The sequence below is a fragment of the Microbispora cellulosiformans genome (assembly GCF_008728085.1).
Classification (GTDB): Bacteria; Actinomycetota; Actinomycetes; order Streptosporangiales; family Streptosporangiaceae; genus Microbispora; species Microbispora amethystogenes.
Map to the genome: position 1 here is coordinate 111,759 of NZ_VYTZ01000005.1, position 12,829 is coordinate 124,587.

Annotated in this window: 12 protein-coding genes; 6 read left to right on the forward strand and 6 right to left on the reverse strand. The window is 71.1% G+C overall.

Annotated elements, in window-relative coordinates; all coding sequences use genetic code 11:
- Positions 1-34: 34 nt before the first annotated feature.
- The gene (locus tag F5972_RS14730) at positions 35-772 is read left to right on the forward strand and encodes a helix-turn-helix domain-containing protein (RefSeq protein WP_150934068.1); all 738 of its coding nucleotides are present in this window, start codon (positions 35-37) and stop codon (positions 770-772) included.
- A 256-nt stretch (positions 773-1,028) separates the two neighbouring features.
- On the opposite strand, the gene F5972_RS14735 is transcribed toward F5972_RS14730, so the two are convergent.
- The 5 genes from F5972_RS14735 to F5972_RS14755 all read right to left on the reverse strand — a co-directional run bounded on the left by F5972_RS14735 (position 1,029) and on the right by F5972_RS14755 (position 4,389).
- Positions 1,029-1,427 (reverse strand): VOC family protein, encoded by a 399-nt coding sequence (locus F5972_RS14735; protein WP_150934069.1) that lies wholly within the window; start codon positions 1,425-1,427, stop codon positions 1,029-1,031.
- Positions 1,428-1,596: 169 nt separating this feature from the next.
- Complete coding sequence (locus F5972_RS14740) at positions 1,597-1,914, reverse strand: DUF952 domain-containing protein (RefSeq protein WP_150934070.1); 318 nt, start codon at positions 1,912-1,914, stop codon at positions 1,597-1,599.
- Positions 1,911-2,522, reverse strand: a complete 612-nt coding sequence (locus tag F5972_RS37235; RefSeq protein ID WP_191910127.1) for a TetR/AcrR family transcriptional regulator — start codon at positions 2,520-2,522, stop codon at positions 1,911-1,913. The genes F5972_RS14740 and F5972_RS37235 overlap by 4 nt, the downstream gene beginning before the upstream one ends.
- A 134-nt stretch (positions 2,523-2,656) precedes the next feature.
- Positions 2,657-2,980 carry a DMT family transporter gene (locus tag F5972_RS14750; RefSeq protein ID WP_150934071.1) on the reverse strand — a complete coding sequence of 108 codons (324 nt, stop codon included), beginning with the start codon at positions 2,978-2,980 and terminating at the stop codon, positions 2,657-2,659.
- Between the two features lie 203 nt (positions 2,981-3,183).
- On the reverse strand, positions 3,184-4,389 hold the full coding sequence (locus F5972_RS14755) for a cytochrome P450 (protein WP_150934072.1): 1,206 nt from the start codon (positions 4,387-4,389) through the stop codon (positions 3,184-3,186).
- 104 nt (positions 4,390-4,493) lie between these two features.
- On the opposite strand from F5972_RS14755, the gene F5972_RS14760 reads away from it, so the two are divergent.
- Complete coding sequence (locus F5972_RS14760) at positions 4,494-5,684, forward strand: helix-turn-helix domain-containing protein (protein WP_150934073.1); 1,191 nt, start codon at positions 4,494-4,496, stop codon at positions 5,682-5,684.
- 243 nt (positions 5,685-5,927) lie between these two features.
- On the opposite strand, the gene F5972_RS14765 is transcribed toward F5972_RS14760, so the two are convergent.
- Positions 5,928-6,983 (reverse strand): LacI family DNA-binding transcriptional regulator, encoded by a 1,056-nt coding sequence (locus tag F5972_RS14765; RefSeq protein WP_150934074.1) that lies wholly within the window; start codon positions 6,981-6,983, stop codon positions 5,928-5,930.
- 292 nt (positions 6,984-7,275) lie between these two features.
- On the opposite strand from F5972_RS14765, the gene F5972_RS14770 reads away from it, so the two are divergent.
- From F5972_RS14770 to F5972_RS14785, 4 genes are read left to right on the forward strand one after another with little or no spacing between them, the layout of a single operon-like run.
- Positions 7,276-9,471 (forward strand): alpha-galactosidase, encoded by a 2,196-nt coding sequence (locus F5972_RS14770; RefSeq protein WP_318527586.1) that lies wholly within the window; start codon positions 7,276-7,278, stop codon positions 9,469-9,471.
- A gap of 5 nt (positions 9,472-9,476) precedes the next feature.
- Positions 9,477-10,439: a carbohydrate ABC transporter permease gene (locus tag F5972_RS14775; RefSeq protein ID WP_225311497.1), complete on the forward strand. Its 963-nt coding sequence runs from the start codon at positions 9,477-9,479 to the stop codon at positions 10,437-10,439.
- A gap of 10 nt (positions 10,440-10,449) precedes the next feature.
- Positions 10,450-11,340 carry a carbohydrate ABC transporter permease gene (locus F5972_RS14780; RefSeq protein ID WP_150934075.1) on the forward strand — a complete coding sequence of 297 codons (891 nt, stop codon included), beginning with the start codon at positions 10,450-10,452 and terminating at the stop codon, positions 11,338-11,340.
- A 49-nt stretch (positions 11,341-11,389) separates the two neighbouring features.
- Positions 11,390-12,757, forward strand: coding sequence for an ABC transporter substrate-binding protein (locus tag F5972_RS14785; RefSeq protein ID WP_150934076.1), 1,368 nt, complete (start codon positions 11,390-11,392; stop codon positions 12,755-12,757).
- The last annotated feature ends 72 nt before the right edge of the window (positions 12,758-12,829 follow it).

The following is a 12,829-nucleotide window of genomic DNA, read 5'->3' on the forward strand; positions in this document are numbered from 1 at the left end:
GCAGTGCCGAGCGGGTGAGGGGGATGATTGCCGGGTGTACGAGGAGAGACGGGCGCGGGTTCCGGGGGCGGTGCTGTGGTGGCAGGACGCCCCCGACACCGCTCACGGTTCCCGTCCTGATCTCGCTCCGCCGCCGGTCCGGCGGGTGCTGCCCGACGGCTGCATGGATCTGATCTGGATGGACGGCGCGCTGCTGGTTGCCGGTCCGGACACCGTGGCGCACCTGGTGCGTGATCGTGCGGGCAGCCGATATGTGGGGCTGCGTTTCGGCCCCGGCACCGCGCCGGGGATCCTTGGCGTGGCCGCCCACGAGTTGCGCGACCTGCGGGTGCCGCTGGCCGAGGTGTGGCCGGGGGCCCAGGCGCGGCGGTTGTCGGAACGGGCCGCCGAGGCCGCCGACCCCGGCGTGGTCCTCGAGGAGGCGGCGCTGGGCCGGATCCGCGCGGCCGGGGACTCAGCCGGCACCACGCCCGTCTCCGCGGCGCTCATCTCTGCTGTGGTAGGCGGCGTCCGTGCGGGCCTGCCAGTAGCGGAGGTCGCGGCCGGTGCGGGGCTCGGGGTGCGGCAACTGCATCGCCGGTGCCTGGACGCCTTCGGATACGGCCCGAAGACGCTCGGCCGGATCCTCCGGATGAACCGGGCCCTGGCCCTGGCCCGCCGGGGTGTCCCCTACGCCGCAGTGGCCGGCGCTGCCGGATACGCCGATCAGGCCCATCTCGCGCGGGAAGTGAAGTCGCTGGCCGGTGCCACCCTGGGCGAGCTGATCCGCTGATCCGCTGAGCCGCTGAGTCGCGCCACCGAGTTACGCCCCGAGCTGCGCCACCGAGCCGGGTGGCCGATCCCGGGTCACCGGTGGCCTGCGGTGGCTCCCGCAGAGTCGATCAGCGGAGTGACGCCGCGCGCAGATCCTGCAGGGCGGCCAACGCCTGGTGCGCGGGTCCTCTCGTGTCATCGCGATCGTCATGGGACCACTGTGCGTAGCCTCGGGCGGGCAGTCGGCTCAGGGTCTCCTGGCCGGCGACCTCGGGTCAGGCATCCGGCAGCGGCGCGAACAGGTCCACGCCGTTGCCGTCCGGGTCGTGGACGACGGCGTAACGCTGCCCCCAGAAGGCGTCCCACGGCGGCAGGTGCCCCGGGTAGCCCGCCTCGACCAGGTCGGCGTACAGGCGGTCGACCTCTCCGGGGCCGTCACAGCGGAAGGCGAGGGACATCCTCGGGCCGCCCGCGGCGGGCGTCCACGCGGGGTCGAAGGACCGGATGGTGTCGACGGTGTCCCAGGCGAGGCGGAGCCCTCCGTCAAGGGTCACCTCCGCATGGGGCTCGGTGTCCGCCGACAGGGGGATGTCCAGGCCCAGCCGGCGGTAGAAGGCCAGCGACGCGGCCATGTCGGCCACGACGAGGCCGATGAGGTCGAACGATGGTGTCATGGCGGTCACGGTAGACGGCGGGCCGGCGCGGCGTCTTGAACGAATCGGACACGCGGCACAGGAACCGCCGACCGAACCACCGGTTTCAAGAGATCACGCCGCTCCGGGAACGCCGTGCCGTCGCCGTGCCGTCGCCGTGCCGTCGCGGTGCCGTCCGTGAGGGGCGGGTTCACCGGGTGAAGGGCGTGATGGCGACCACGGCGGTCACCGGGACCGGCCCGTAGATGTGGGGGAACGCCTCCCCCGCGCCTTCGGGCACCTCCAGCCTGACCGGACAGCCGAGCCGCTTCTCGTCGATCTCCAGGACCACCAGCGGTTCGGTGACCTGACCGTAGTAGCGGCCGGCCACGCCACGCAGCTGGGGCAGATCGGAGCAGGCGTGGACGAAGCCCTCCTCCTCCAGGGTCACGCCGAGGGTGGAGACGCGGTATTCGCCGACGGCGACGGCGGCGTCCCAGTCGGCGGCCAGCGCGAGGTGAAGGATCATGGGTGGCCTCCGGCGGGGGTCTGGAGCGTGGTCAGTGCGCGGGTCACCGCGTCGCGGGCGCGGTCCCGCGAGTCGGCGCGGGCCTCGACGACGTCCTCCACCCACAGTCCCGACAGCAACGCCGCGACGAATCGGACCTCGGAGTGACCGCAGGGATAGCCCGCGCCGCGCAGCGCGGAGGCGACGATCTCGTCGCAGCCGTCCGTCCAGGCGCGGGCGACGGCCTGCAGCGCCGGGTCGCGGCCGGCCTGCAGGTACAGCTCCCACAGGCCGAGCTCGCGCAGCCGGTCCGTGGCGTACACGTCGGTGAGGGCCTCGGCGACCGCGGCGGCCGAACGGCCCGTCGGCTGCCGTACGGCGGCGCGCATGCGGGCGAGCTCACGCTCCACGAGCAGCGCGAACGCCTCGGCCAGCAGCTGGTCGCGGCAGGAGAAGTAGTAGGAGGTCGCGGCGAGCGGAAGAGCGGCCCGCCCGGCCACCGCGCGGTGGGTGACCGCGGCGAAGCCGCCCTCGCCGAGCAGGTCGACCGCCGCGTCGAGCAGCGCCTCCCGCCGGCGTACGGCCCGCTGCTGCGGCCGCCGGGGCGCGACCTGGCGGGATTCGGGCACGCCGTGGTCCTCTCCTGGCTTGTCGGGATGAGCGGGTCGCCGGAATGCGAGGCTCGCCGGAATGTGCGGGCTCCGAGGAACCCGGCAACCGTCCGGACCCACCCTTACCGGCACTGGGAGCCGGGGTCAAACGATCAGTGCGCGCCGGAGAGGTTGAGCACGGCCACCCCGGCGATGATCAGGGTGATGCCCGCGATCTTGATCAGGTTCATGTGCTCGCCGAGGAACAGCGCGCCGATCAGCGCGATCGCCGCGGTCCCGGTGCCCGCCCACACCGCGTACGCGATGCCGACGGGCATGCGGAGTTTGAGCGCCCAGGCGAGCAGGATGAACGAGGCGATGTATCCGGCGGCGACCACGATGGTCCAGCCCCAGCGGGTGAGGCCGTCACTGAGTTTGAGCGCGGAGGTGGCGAGGACCTCCGAGGCGATCGCGGCGGCGAGCAGGAGCCAGGCCATGGAGGAACCTCACAGACAAAGCGGTACGCTTGTCCCAATTTTAGGCGTGAGGGCTCTTCCTGGCCATGCGATTGACGGGTCGGTGCTCCAGCTATACCGAATGGCTGTGCCGGGGTGGCTCGCTGACGTGTTCGGGGCGCGAGCGGACGGCGGCGGCGCGGCCAATGCCGGGGCCGATGACGGGGCGGCGGAGCGAGCAGGATTCACAGAGTCACCGGCAGTGCGGTCAGCCGGCGGGTGCCGGGGTCGACGGCCTGCAGTTCCTCCACCGGGGCGGCCAGGGCCATCCGGGGGAACCGGCGCAACACCGCGGTGAGCGCGACCTGGGTCTGCACGCGGGCGATGGAGGCGCCGAGGCAGAAGTGCGGGCCGTGGGAGAAGCCCAGGTGGCCGGTGGCCGGCACCCGGGCGAGGTCGAGCCGGTCGGGGTCGTCGAACGCCCGTGGGTCGCGGTTGGCGGCGGAGATGAGAGCGGTGACCTTCGCGCCTTCGGGCACCGTCGTGCCGTACAGCTCGACGTCGCCGCGGGCCTGACGGGGGACCGCCAGCTGCGCGGGGCCGCACCAGCGGGTGAGCTCCTCGACGGCGCGGGGCATGAGCGCGAGGTCGGCGCGCAGGGCGGTGAGCTGGTCGGGGTGGGACAACAGGGCGGCCACGGCGTTGGCGATGAGGTTGGCCGGGGTCTGCCCGGCGATGACCAGGTGCCAGACCAGGGTGACGATCTCGGTGTCGTTCAGCCGGTCGCCGTCCTCGGCCCGGACGCGGACGAGGTCGCCCACCAGATCGCCCCCCGTGCCGTCGGCGTCGGGGTGGTCGCGGCGGGCGGCGACGGCTGCCTTGGCGCCGGCCATGATGCCCGGGATGGCCCGCGCGAAGTCGTCGCCGGCGGCTCCGGCGACGGTGGCGCCGTACTCACGCCAGCGGGGGCGGTCCTCCTCGGGGACGCCGACGAGGGCGCAGATGACGTCCATCGGCAGCGGCCGGGCGAAATGCGGCAGCAGATCGGTCCGCCCGCCGACGGCGTGCGCGGGAAGCTCGTCGAGCAACGCGTCGACGATGGCGGCGATCCGCGGCCGGAACCCGTCGGCCCGGCGGGGGGTGAAGGCCGGGGCGACCAGTTTGCGTAGCCGCGCGTGCTCCGCGCCGTTCATCTCACTCATGCTCCGCATGTACGGCAGGCAGTCCGCGGGGACCTCGGGGCGCATGTAGCTGGTGGAGTCGAGCTCGAACCGGGCGTCGCCCAGCATCGCTCTCGCCCCGTCGTGTCTGGTCAGGGCGTAGGTGGGGCCGAAGCCGGGAATCAGCAGCCGCGCGAGCGGGCCGTCTTCGCGGGCCCGTCCGTACGCGGCGAGGGGGTCGCGCAGGACCTCGGGGCGGGACAGGTCGATCTCGGGCAGTGTGCCGGTCATCGCATCCTCCAAATGTTCATTTCACATGTTCATATCATCTGGATGGCGACGGTATCTTGGTGATCGGCGGTCGGCAAGCCGTGGCCGTCGCGGCGAGGAGGGTGATGGAACGCCTGTCCAGGGCGGAGCTGCAGGCGCGCAACCGGGCCAGGGTGCTGGCCGCCGCGCGGGACGAGTTCGCCGAACGGGGGTTCCGCGACGCCAAGATCGACGCCATCGCCGAGCGTGCCGGGCTGACCCGGGGTGCGGTCTACTCCAACTTCCCGGGCAAGCGGGCGCTGTACTTCGCGGTGCTGGCCGAGCTCGCCGAGCGTGCCGCCGCGCCGGACGCCGATGGACCGGAAGACGCCGCTCCCCCGACGGCCGGGCCCCGTGGCAGGGCCTTCGGCGAGGACGGCGCTCCCCCGGCCGCCGGAGTGCCTGGAGCGGCGTTCGGCGCCGATGGCACGGCCAGGGACGGCATCCCGGAGGTCGCCGGGGCCGGTGAGGCGCTCGCCGCGTTCGCCCGGGTCTGGGTGTCGCGGCTCCCCTTGGCGACCGACGGCCCGGGCCGGATGGGCATGGACCTGATGCCGGAGATCATGGCCGACGAGCGGACCAGGAAGCCGTTCGCGCAGCTCATGAAGCTGAACGGGATGTTGCTCGGGCTCGCACTGGAGGGGGTGGCCGCCGGGGGCGGGCGCATGGTGCGGGTCGCGGAGGTCGCGCTGACGACGCTGCACGGCATGAGCCAGATGGCCGACGCCGCTCCTGGTTTCGTGGAGGAGTTCGACGTCGTCAGCGCGTGCGAGCGGCTGGCCGAGCTCGACCTCGGCGACCGGTGGGACCCGCCGCATCTGCCCTGGGCGGCCCCTGCCCGGCCCGCGGACGCGCCGTGGGCACCGCCGCCGGCGGCCGACGCGCTGCGCGGCGGTCCCGCGCCGCTCTCCGGTGACGGGGTGGTGGCGGTCGTCGGGCTGCACCGCCTGAGCGCGGTGGAGGAGGCGGTGCGGGGCGCGGGGGCCGGTGACGAGGTGACCGCCGTACTGGTGACCGGTGACCCCGGTGAGCTGGGGCCGCTGGTGCGGCTGGTCCTCGCGGACCTGCGCGGCTGCCTGCGGGAGGCGTTCCCCCGGCGGGCCTGGCCGCGTCTTCGGGTGGTGTACGACGAGCGGGGGGCCGTCGCGGCGGCGGCCGGGGTGCCGGCGGTGAGCGACGGGACGGAGGCGGCGGTGCGCGTGCGGGCCGGACGCGTGGTCGCCCGCGCGGACGGCCACGGCGCCTGCCACGCCGCCGCCTCCGCCGCCGGTCCCTGACAACAGCCTCGTCGCCGTGATCCGCGCGCGCTCACACGCGGTCGTCCGGCATCAAACCGCGTTCGCGTGCAGGGAAAGTCCGAGACCCTTGGTCCTCCGAGATGAGGCACCTGGTTCGCAGATGGCCCGCCGCCATTGTCCGCGCGCGGAAGACCGCCCTTCCGCTGGTGTTCTCCTCGCCGGAGAGCAGAACATCTCCGTGCTTTTCCGCGGCGCCGCGGACGGCCCATGAGAACCGGGAAGTCAGGCGCTTCCGCCCTGGAATATCTCGGTCGGCACCAGCACTCCCGGGCGTCCGGTGGGCCCCGCGTCGATTTCGGCCTGGCATCGGTCGATCAGTTCGCCGGCGACCTTCTCCAGCGGAATGCGTACGCTCGTGATGGTCGGTTCGGTGATCAGTCCCATCGCTCCGCCGTCGAAACCGGTGACCGCGATGTCGCGGCCGGCGCGCAGGCCGAGGGAATGACCGATGTTGACCACGACGGCGGCGATGGAGTCGCTGCTGGTGACGATCGCGTCGGGCCGCTGCCGCCGGCTCAGCATCCGGCGTACGTGGTCGCGAATCGCGTCGCCGGAGCCCTCGAAGACGTCGTCGTCCCTCACTTTGAGCCCATGGCGGTCGAGGCCCCGCCGGAAGCCGTGGAGCCGTTCGCGCTTCCAGTACTCGTCGCCCTCGGCCCCCACGTAGGCGAACCGGCCGTACGCCTTCGCGACCAGGTAGTCCATGAGCATGGCCATGCCGTGGGCGTTGTCGATGTCGACCCACTGCTGGGGAAGGCCGGGGGCGAGGCGGCCGAAGGACACGAAGGGCAGCGTGCCTCGCGCCAGCAGCCGGACGCGGGGGTCGTCCACCTGTGACTCCGAGATGATCAGCGCGTCGATGTTGCCCCGGGTGGTCAGCTCGGTGAACACGGACAAGGGGTCTTCGTCGGTGTGTGTGAACACCAGTATCTGGTAGCCCCGGCGGGCCGCCGCCTTTATCAGCGCCTGGAGGAAGCTGAGGGTGAAGCCTTTCACCGTCTCCAGTTCCTCGCCGGACATGTGGTAACCGATTTGCATGCTCCGCCGGGAGCGCAGGGTCTGGGCCGCACGGTTCGGCTTGTATGAAAGCGCTTCCATCGCGGCCACGACGCGGGTCTGCGTCTGTGTCGAGAAGTAATCCTTGCGGCCGTTGAGCACATTGGAAACCGTCTGCCGTGATACGCCGGCGAGTTTTGCGACATCGTCGATGCTGGGGCGGCGGACGGAGTGACGATCGTTCGCGCCGGCCATTTTCCCCCGATCGGCTGTATCTGACATTCGCACCACTCATGGTGTCACGGGCGCCCGGACCCTCGAATGCCTCCGGACTCTAACACGCACCGCAGGCCCCGGAGAGGGTCGCGCGGACCGGTGCGCGCATCACCCCGGACGCACCCCGGCGAAGCCCCGGACGACACCTTGACGTAACACGGACGGCATGTCACTCTCGGCTCCATTGAACGATACATGTGACCGCTAACACACTCCTCACCCTCATCGAGACACCTAGCCGGGCCCCAGGCTCTCGGCGGTTGATGCACGCCAGATTCGGGATGAAAAGGACGTAAGTGTGGCAATCGTGGAAGCTGCCGCTGACGGGAGAGATCCGCACTCCCCCGGTGCGGGCGACGAGGTCACGGAGCGGCCGGCCGGGCGCGGAGCCGACGGCTTCGTCCACCTCCAGGCGTCCGGGGTGAGCCTGGTGCTCGACTGCCGCGGCCCCCGGCTGCCACGGGTGCTGCACTGGGGACGCCCGTTGCTGCGCGCGTCGGACGCGGACCTTTCTGCATTGGCGCTGGCCTCGCTGCCGGCGACGGTGCCGAACTCGCTCGACACGCCCGCTTCGGTGGCGGTGGTGCCGGAGTCGGCGACCGGGTGGTTCGGCCTTCCCGGTGTCCTGGGCCACCGCGACGGCCGGCACTGGTCGCCGCTGTTCGAGACGGAGCACGTCGGCGTCCACGACCGCGGAGCCGGCGAGGGCGGCGAGGTGGCCGTCCTGGCGTCGGACGCCGGTTGCGGGCTGTCCCTCGAACTCCGCCTCGACCTGACGGCCGGCGGCGTGCTCCGCATGCGAGCCGTGCTCCGCAACACCGCTCCCGGCTGGTACACGCTCGACGGCCTGGTGATGGCTCTGCCGGTGCCGGCGGAGGCGACCGAACTGCTCGACTTCACCGGCCGCTGGAGCCGGGAGCGGGACCCCCAGCGACGCGCGTTCTCGGCCGGCGCCCATGTGCGCGACGGGCGGCGCGGGCGCACCGGCTCGGACGCGTCGTTCATCCTGGTCGCGGGCGAGAAGGGGTTCGGGTTCCGGTCCGGCCAGGTGTGGGGCGTCCACGTCGGCTGGAGCGGCAACCACCGGACGTACGCCGAGCGGCTGCCCACCGGCGATTCGGTCGTCGGGGGCGGCGAGCTGCTGCAGAGCGGCGAGGTCCGGCTCGCGCCCGGCGTGTCGTACGAGACCCCATGGGTCTACGCCGCCCACGGGGACGGCCTCGACGAGATGGCCGCCCGTTTCCATCGCCTGGTTCGCAGCGGGCGGAGCGACCGGCGACCGGTGATCGTCAACACCTGGGAGGCGGTCTACTTCGACCACGACCTGGGCCGGCTCACGGCGCTGGTCGACGCGGCCGCCGAAGTAGGGGCCGAGCGGTTCGTGCTCGACGACGGCTGGTTCCGGGGCCGCCGCGACGATCGGGCCGGGCTGGGCGACTGGTTCGTCGACGAGACGCGCTGGCCGGAGGGGCTGCACCCGCTCGTCGAGCGCGTACGGGCGCGGGGCATGGACTTCGGCCTGTGGGTCGAGCCCGAGATGGTCAACCCCGACTCGGACCTGGCCCGCGCGCACCCCGACTGGATCATGGCGACCGAATGCCGGCAGCCCCCGCCGGTCCGTCATCAGCAGGTGCTCGACCTGCGCCGGCAGGAGGCCTACGACTACATCCTGGAGCGGCTGGACACGCTCGTGCGCGAGTACCGGATCGCGTTCCTGAAGTGGGACCACAACCGCGATCTCGTCGACGCGGGAGTGCACGAGCAGACCAGGGCGGTCTACCGCCTCATGGACGAGCTGCGGGCGCGTCACCCCGGGCTGGAGATCGAGTCGTGCTCGTCGGGCGGCGCCCGGGTGGACCTCGGCATTCTCGAGCGCACCGATCGCGTCTGGGCCAGCGACTGCATCGACGGCACAGAGCGGCAGGCGATCCAGCGGTGGACGGCCTTGCTCCTGCCGCCTGAGCTGATCGGTTCCCACGTGGGGTCGGCGCGCGCGCACACCACCGGACGGACGCAGAGCCTCGCGCTGCGGGCCGGCACCGCGCTGTTCGGGCACTTCGGCATCGAGTGGGACCTCACCGCGGCCTCCGGGGAGGAACGCGCGGAGCTGCGGCGGTGGGTTCAGCTCTACAAGCGGATGCGCGGCTGGTTGCACCGTGGGCTCGTCGTACGGGCCGACCATCCCGATCCGGCGCTGTGGCTGCACGGAATCGTGTCGGCGGACCGCGACCAGGCGCTGTTCTCGGTGGTGGCGATGGCCACCGGCGCCCGCACCCAGCCCGGACGGGTCCGCATCCCCGGACTCGACCCGCACCGGCGTTACCGCGTGCGACCGCTGGCTCCGGGCGACAGTCCGGGCACCACCGCGGTGGCCCCGAACCCGTGGCTGGCCGAGGGCGTCGTGGTCACCGGCCAGATGCTGGCGGAGGTCGGCCTGTCCGCCCCGCCGCTCCACCCCGAACAACTGCTCCTGCTGCACATCACGAAGGCTTGACCGTCATGAGGACCAGCACCGAACGGCAGAGCGGCACGGCGGAGCCGCGGCCCGGCACATCCCCACCGCAGTCCGACACGTCCGCGCCGCGGCCCCGGCGCCGCGCGGGCGACCTGCCCGTCGCGATGGTCTTCCTCCTGCCCGCGGCGGTCGGCTTCGCCGCCTTCTACCTGTGGCCGGCGCTGCGGACCGCCTACCTCAGCTTCACCGACTACAGCCTGCTCGCTCCGCCCGAGTGGGCCGGGCTCGACAACTACCGGCGCCTGCTCGGCGACCGCCTGTTCTGGAACGCGCTGAAGGTCACGGTCGAGTACGTCGTCGTCAACATCGGGGTGCAGACGATCGCCGCCCTCGGCCTGGCCGTGCTGATGCACCGGCTGACCCGCTCCGGGCTGATCCGGGGCGTGCTGCTGCTGCCGTACCTGGTCGCCAACGTGGTGGTCGCACTGATCTGGTACACGATGCTCGACGCTCAGCTCGGCATCGTGAACCAGGCGCTGGAGTGGATCGGCCTCGACCCGGTGGCCTTCTTCGGGGAGACGAGCACGGCGATCCCGACCATCGCGCTGGTCAACGTCTGGCGGCACGTGGGCTACACCGCGCTGCTGATCTTCGCCGGCCTGCAGGCCATCCCGAAGACCGTGTACGAGGCGGCGGCGACCGACGGCGCCTCCGAGGCGACGATGTTCTGGCGGATCACGCTGCCGCTGCTGCGTCCCGTCCTGGCGCTGGTGCTCGTGCTGACCGTCATCGGATCGTTCCAGATCTTCGACACGGTGGCGGTCACCACCAAGGGCGGGCCGATCAACGCGACCCGGGTCATCTACTACTACATCTACGAGCAGGCGTTCCAGCGCTTCAACTTCGGTTACGCCGCCGCCGTCTGCGTCGCCCTCTTCGCGATTCTCGCCGGCCTCGCGCTGCTCCAGCTCAAGCTGCTCCGCGCCGGCGACTCGGACCTGGACTGAGAGGCAGGCCATGAGCCACATACTGAGACGGCTGAGCCGGCGGCGGACGGCGGCCTGGGCGATCCTCGTGCTGTTCGTCCTGATCACGCTGCTGCCGTTCTACTGGATGCTGCGCATCTCCCTGTCCAACAACCGGACCCTTTTCGCGAACCCGGGTTCGCTCATGCCGACGGACTTCACGTTCGGCGCGTTCAAGCGGGTCCTGGGCATCGCGACGCTGGCGGAGGCCACCGCGGAGGGCGGCTCCGGCGCGAACATCGACTTCTGGCGGTACCTGGCGAACTCGGTGGTCACCTCGGCCGTCATCACGGTCTGCCAGGTGTTCTTCAGCGCCATGGCGGCGTACGCGTTCGCCCGGCTGCGCTGGCCCGGACGGGAGAAGGTCTTCTTCGTCTTCCTCACCGCCCTGATGATCCCGCCGATCTTCACCGCGCTGCCCAACTTCGTGACCGTCAAGCAGCTCGGGCTGCTCAACACGTACGCGGGGATCGTGCTGCCGTACCTGTTCATGACGCCCTTCGCGGTGTTCTTCCTGCGGCAGTTCTTCCTCAACATCAGCAGGGAGGTGGAGGAGGCGGCGATCGTGGACGGCGCGGGACACGCGCACATCTTCTTCCGGCTGATCGTGCCGATGAGTTCGGCGCCGATCGCCACCATCTCCCTGCTGGTCTACATCGGAGCCTGGAACGAGTACTTCTGGCCCCTGCTCGTAGGGCAGGAGAACGACGTCCGGGTGCTCACCGTGGCCCTGGGCATCTTCCGTGCCCAGAGCCCGCAGGCCGGGCCGGACTGGTCCGGGCTCATGGCCGCGACGCTTCTGGCCGCGTTGCCGGTCATCGCGCTCTTCACCGTTTTCGGACGATGGATCGTCAACTCCATCCAGTTCTCCGGGATCAAGTGATCCCTCCCTGAACCACCCTCATCCCCCCACCGCAACAAGGAGATCTGGCATGAGACGGATAACGCGCCTCGCCGCTGTCGCGACGATACTTCCGCTGGCCCTGGCCGGGTGCGGCAGCGGGGACGACAGCGGCGGCGGGAGCGGTAACGCCCAGGCCCCAGAGAAGACCGAGATCAGCTACTGGCTGTGGGACTCCAACCAGTTGCCGGCCTACCAGGCCTGCGCCGACGCGTTCCACGCCGCGAACCCCGAGATCACCGTGAAGATCTCACAGTTCGGCTGGGCCGACTACTGGACCAGCCTCACGACCAACCTCGTGTCCGGCAACGCGCCGGACGTCTTCACCAACCACCTGAACTACTACCCCGAGTTCGCGGGCAAGCAGCAGATCCTGCCGCTGGACGAGTTCGTCGCCGCCGACGGCACCAAGACCGACGTCTACGCCCCCGGCCTCGCCGACCTGTGGGTGTCGGCCGACGGCAAGCGGTACGGCCTGCCGAAGGACTTCGACACGGTGGCGATCTTCTACAACAAGAAGATGCTCGACGACGCCGGCATCACCGAGGACCAGATGAAGTCGCTCACCTGGAACCCTGACGACGGCGGCACCTACGAGAAGATCATCGCGCGCCTCACCGTCGACAAGAACGGCAAGCGCGGCGACGAGCCCGGCTTCGACAAGAAGAACGTCAAGGTCTACGGCCTGGGCCTGGACGAGAACAACGGCGCAGGTGTCGGCCAGCAGATGTGGAGCATGTACGCGCTGTCCACCGGCTGGCAGTTCACCGACAAGAACCCGTGGGGCACGAAGTTCCGGTACGACGACCCGCGTTTCCAGAAGACCATCGCGTGGTGGCGCGGGCTGATCGACAAGGGATACATGCCGAGCCTGGCCATCGCGCGGTCCGGCACCAGCGTCAACGACGGCTTCGGCGCCGGCAAGTACGCGCTGTCCACCAACGGCTCCTGGATGATCAACACCTACTACGGCTACGACGGGGTCAAGGTGGGCACCGCGCCGACGCCCGTCGGCCCCTCCGGGAAGCGCGCGACCATCTACAACGGCCTGGCCGACTCCATCTACGCCGGCACCAAGCACAAGGACCAGGCCTGGCGGTGGGTCAAGTACCTGGCGTCCGCGGACTGCCAGAAGACGGTCGGCGACAAGGCCGTCGTCTTCCCGGCGATCCCTGAGGCGCTCACCGTCGCCGAGGAGAAGTTCAAGGCCAAGGGCATCGACATCAGCGCCTTCACCGTGCAGATCCACGAGAACACGACCTCGCTGTTCCCGATCACCGACCACGCCAGCGACATCGGTGCGGTGATGGGCCCGGCGATCGACGCGGTGCTGAGCTTCGAAGCGGAGCCGTCCTCGCTCAGCAAGGCCAACGACGAGGTCAACGCCCTGTTCCAGTAGCCCCGGCGTTCCAGTAGCCCGGGGCGCCACATGCCGACACGGACGCCCGTGGGTGGTAGATCACCGCCCGCG

Excerpts from the sequence above, each read along its gene's own strand:
- F5972_RS14735 (WP_150934069.1), bottom strand. The coding sequence starts at position 1,427 with ATGACACCATCGTTCGACCTCATCGGCCTCGTCGTGGCCGACATGGCC.
- F5972_RS14740 (WP_150934070.1), bottom strand. The coding sequence starts at position 1,914 with ATGATCCTTCACCTCGCGCTGGCCGCCGACTGGGACGCCGCCGTCGCC.
- F5972_RS14750 (WP_150934071.1), bottom strand. The coding sequence starts at position 2,980 with ATGGCCTGGCTCCTGCTCGCCGCCGCGATCGCCTCGGAGGTCCTCGCC.
- F5972_RS14755 (WP_150934072.1), bottom strand. The coding sequence starts at position 4,389 with ATGACCGGCACACTGCCCGAGATCGACCTGTCCCGCCCCGAGGTCCTG.
- F5972_RS14760 (WP_150934073.1), top strand. The coding sequence starts at position 4,494 with ATGGAACGCCTGTCCAGGGCGGAGCTGCAGGCGCGCAACCGGGCCAGG.
- F5972_RS14765 (WP_150934074.1), bottom strand. The coding sequence starts at position 6,983 with ATGTCAGATACAGCCGATCGGGGGAAAATGGCCGGCGCGAACGATCGT.
- F5972_RS14775 (WP_225311497.1), top strand. The coding sequence starts at position 9,477 with ATGAGGACCAGCACCGAACGGCAGAGCGGCACGGCGGAGCCGCGGCCC.
- F5972_RS14780 (WP_150934075.1), top strand. The coding sequence starts at position 10,450 with ATGAGCCACATACTGAGACGGCTGAGCCGGCGGCGGACGGCGGCCTGG.
- F5972_RS14785 (WP_150934076.1), top strand. The coding sequence starts at position 11,390 with ATGAGACGGATAACGCGCCTCGCCGCTGTCGCGACGATACTTCCGCTG.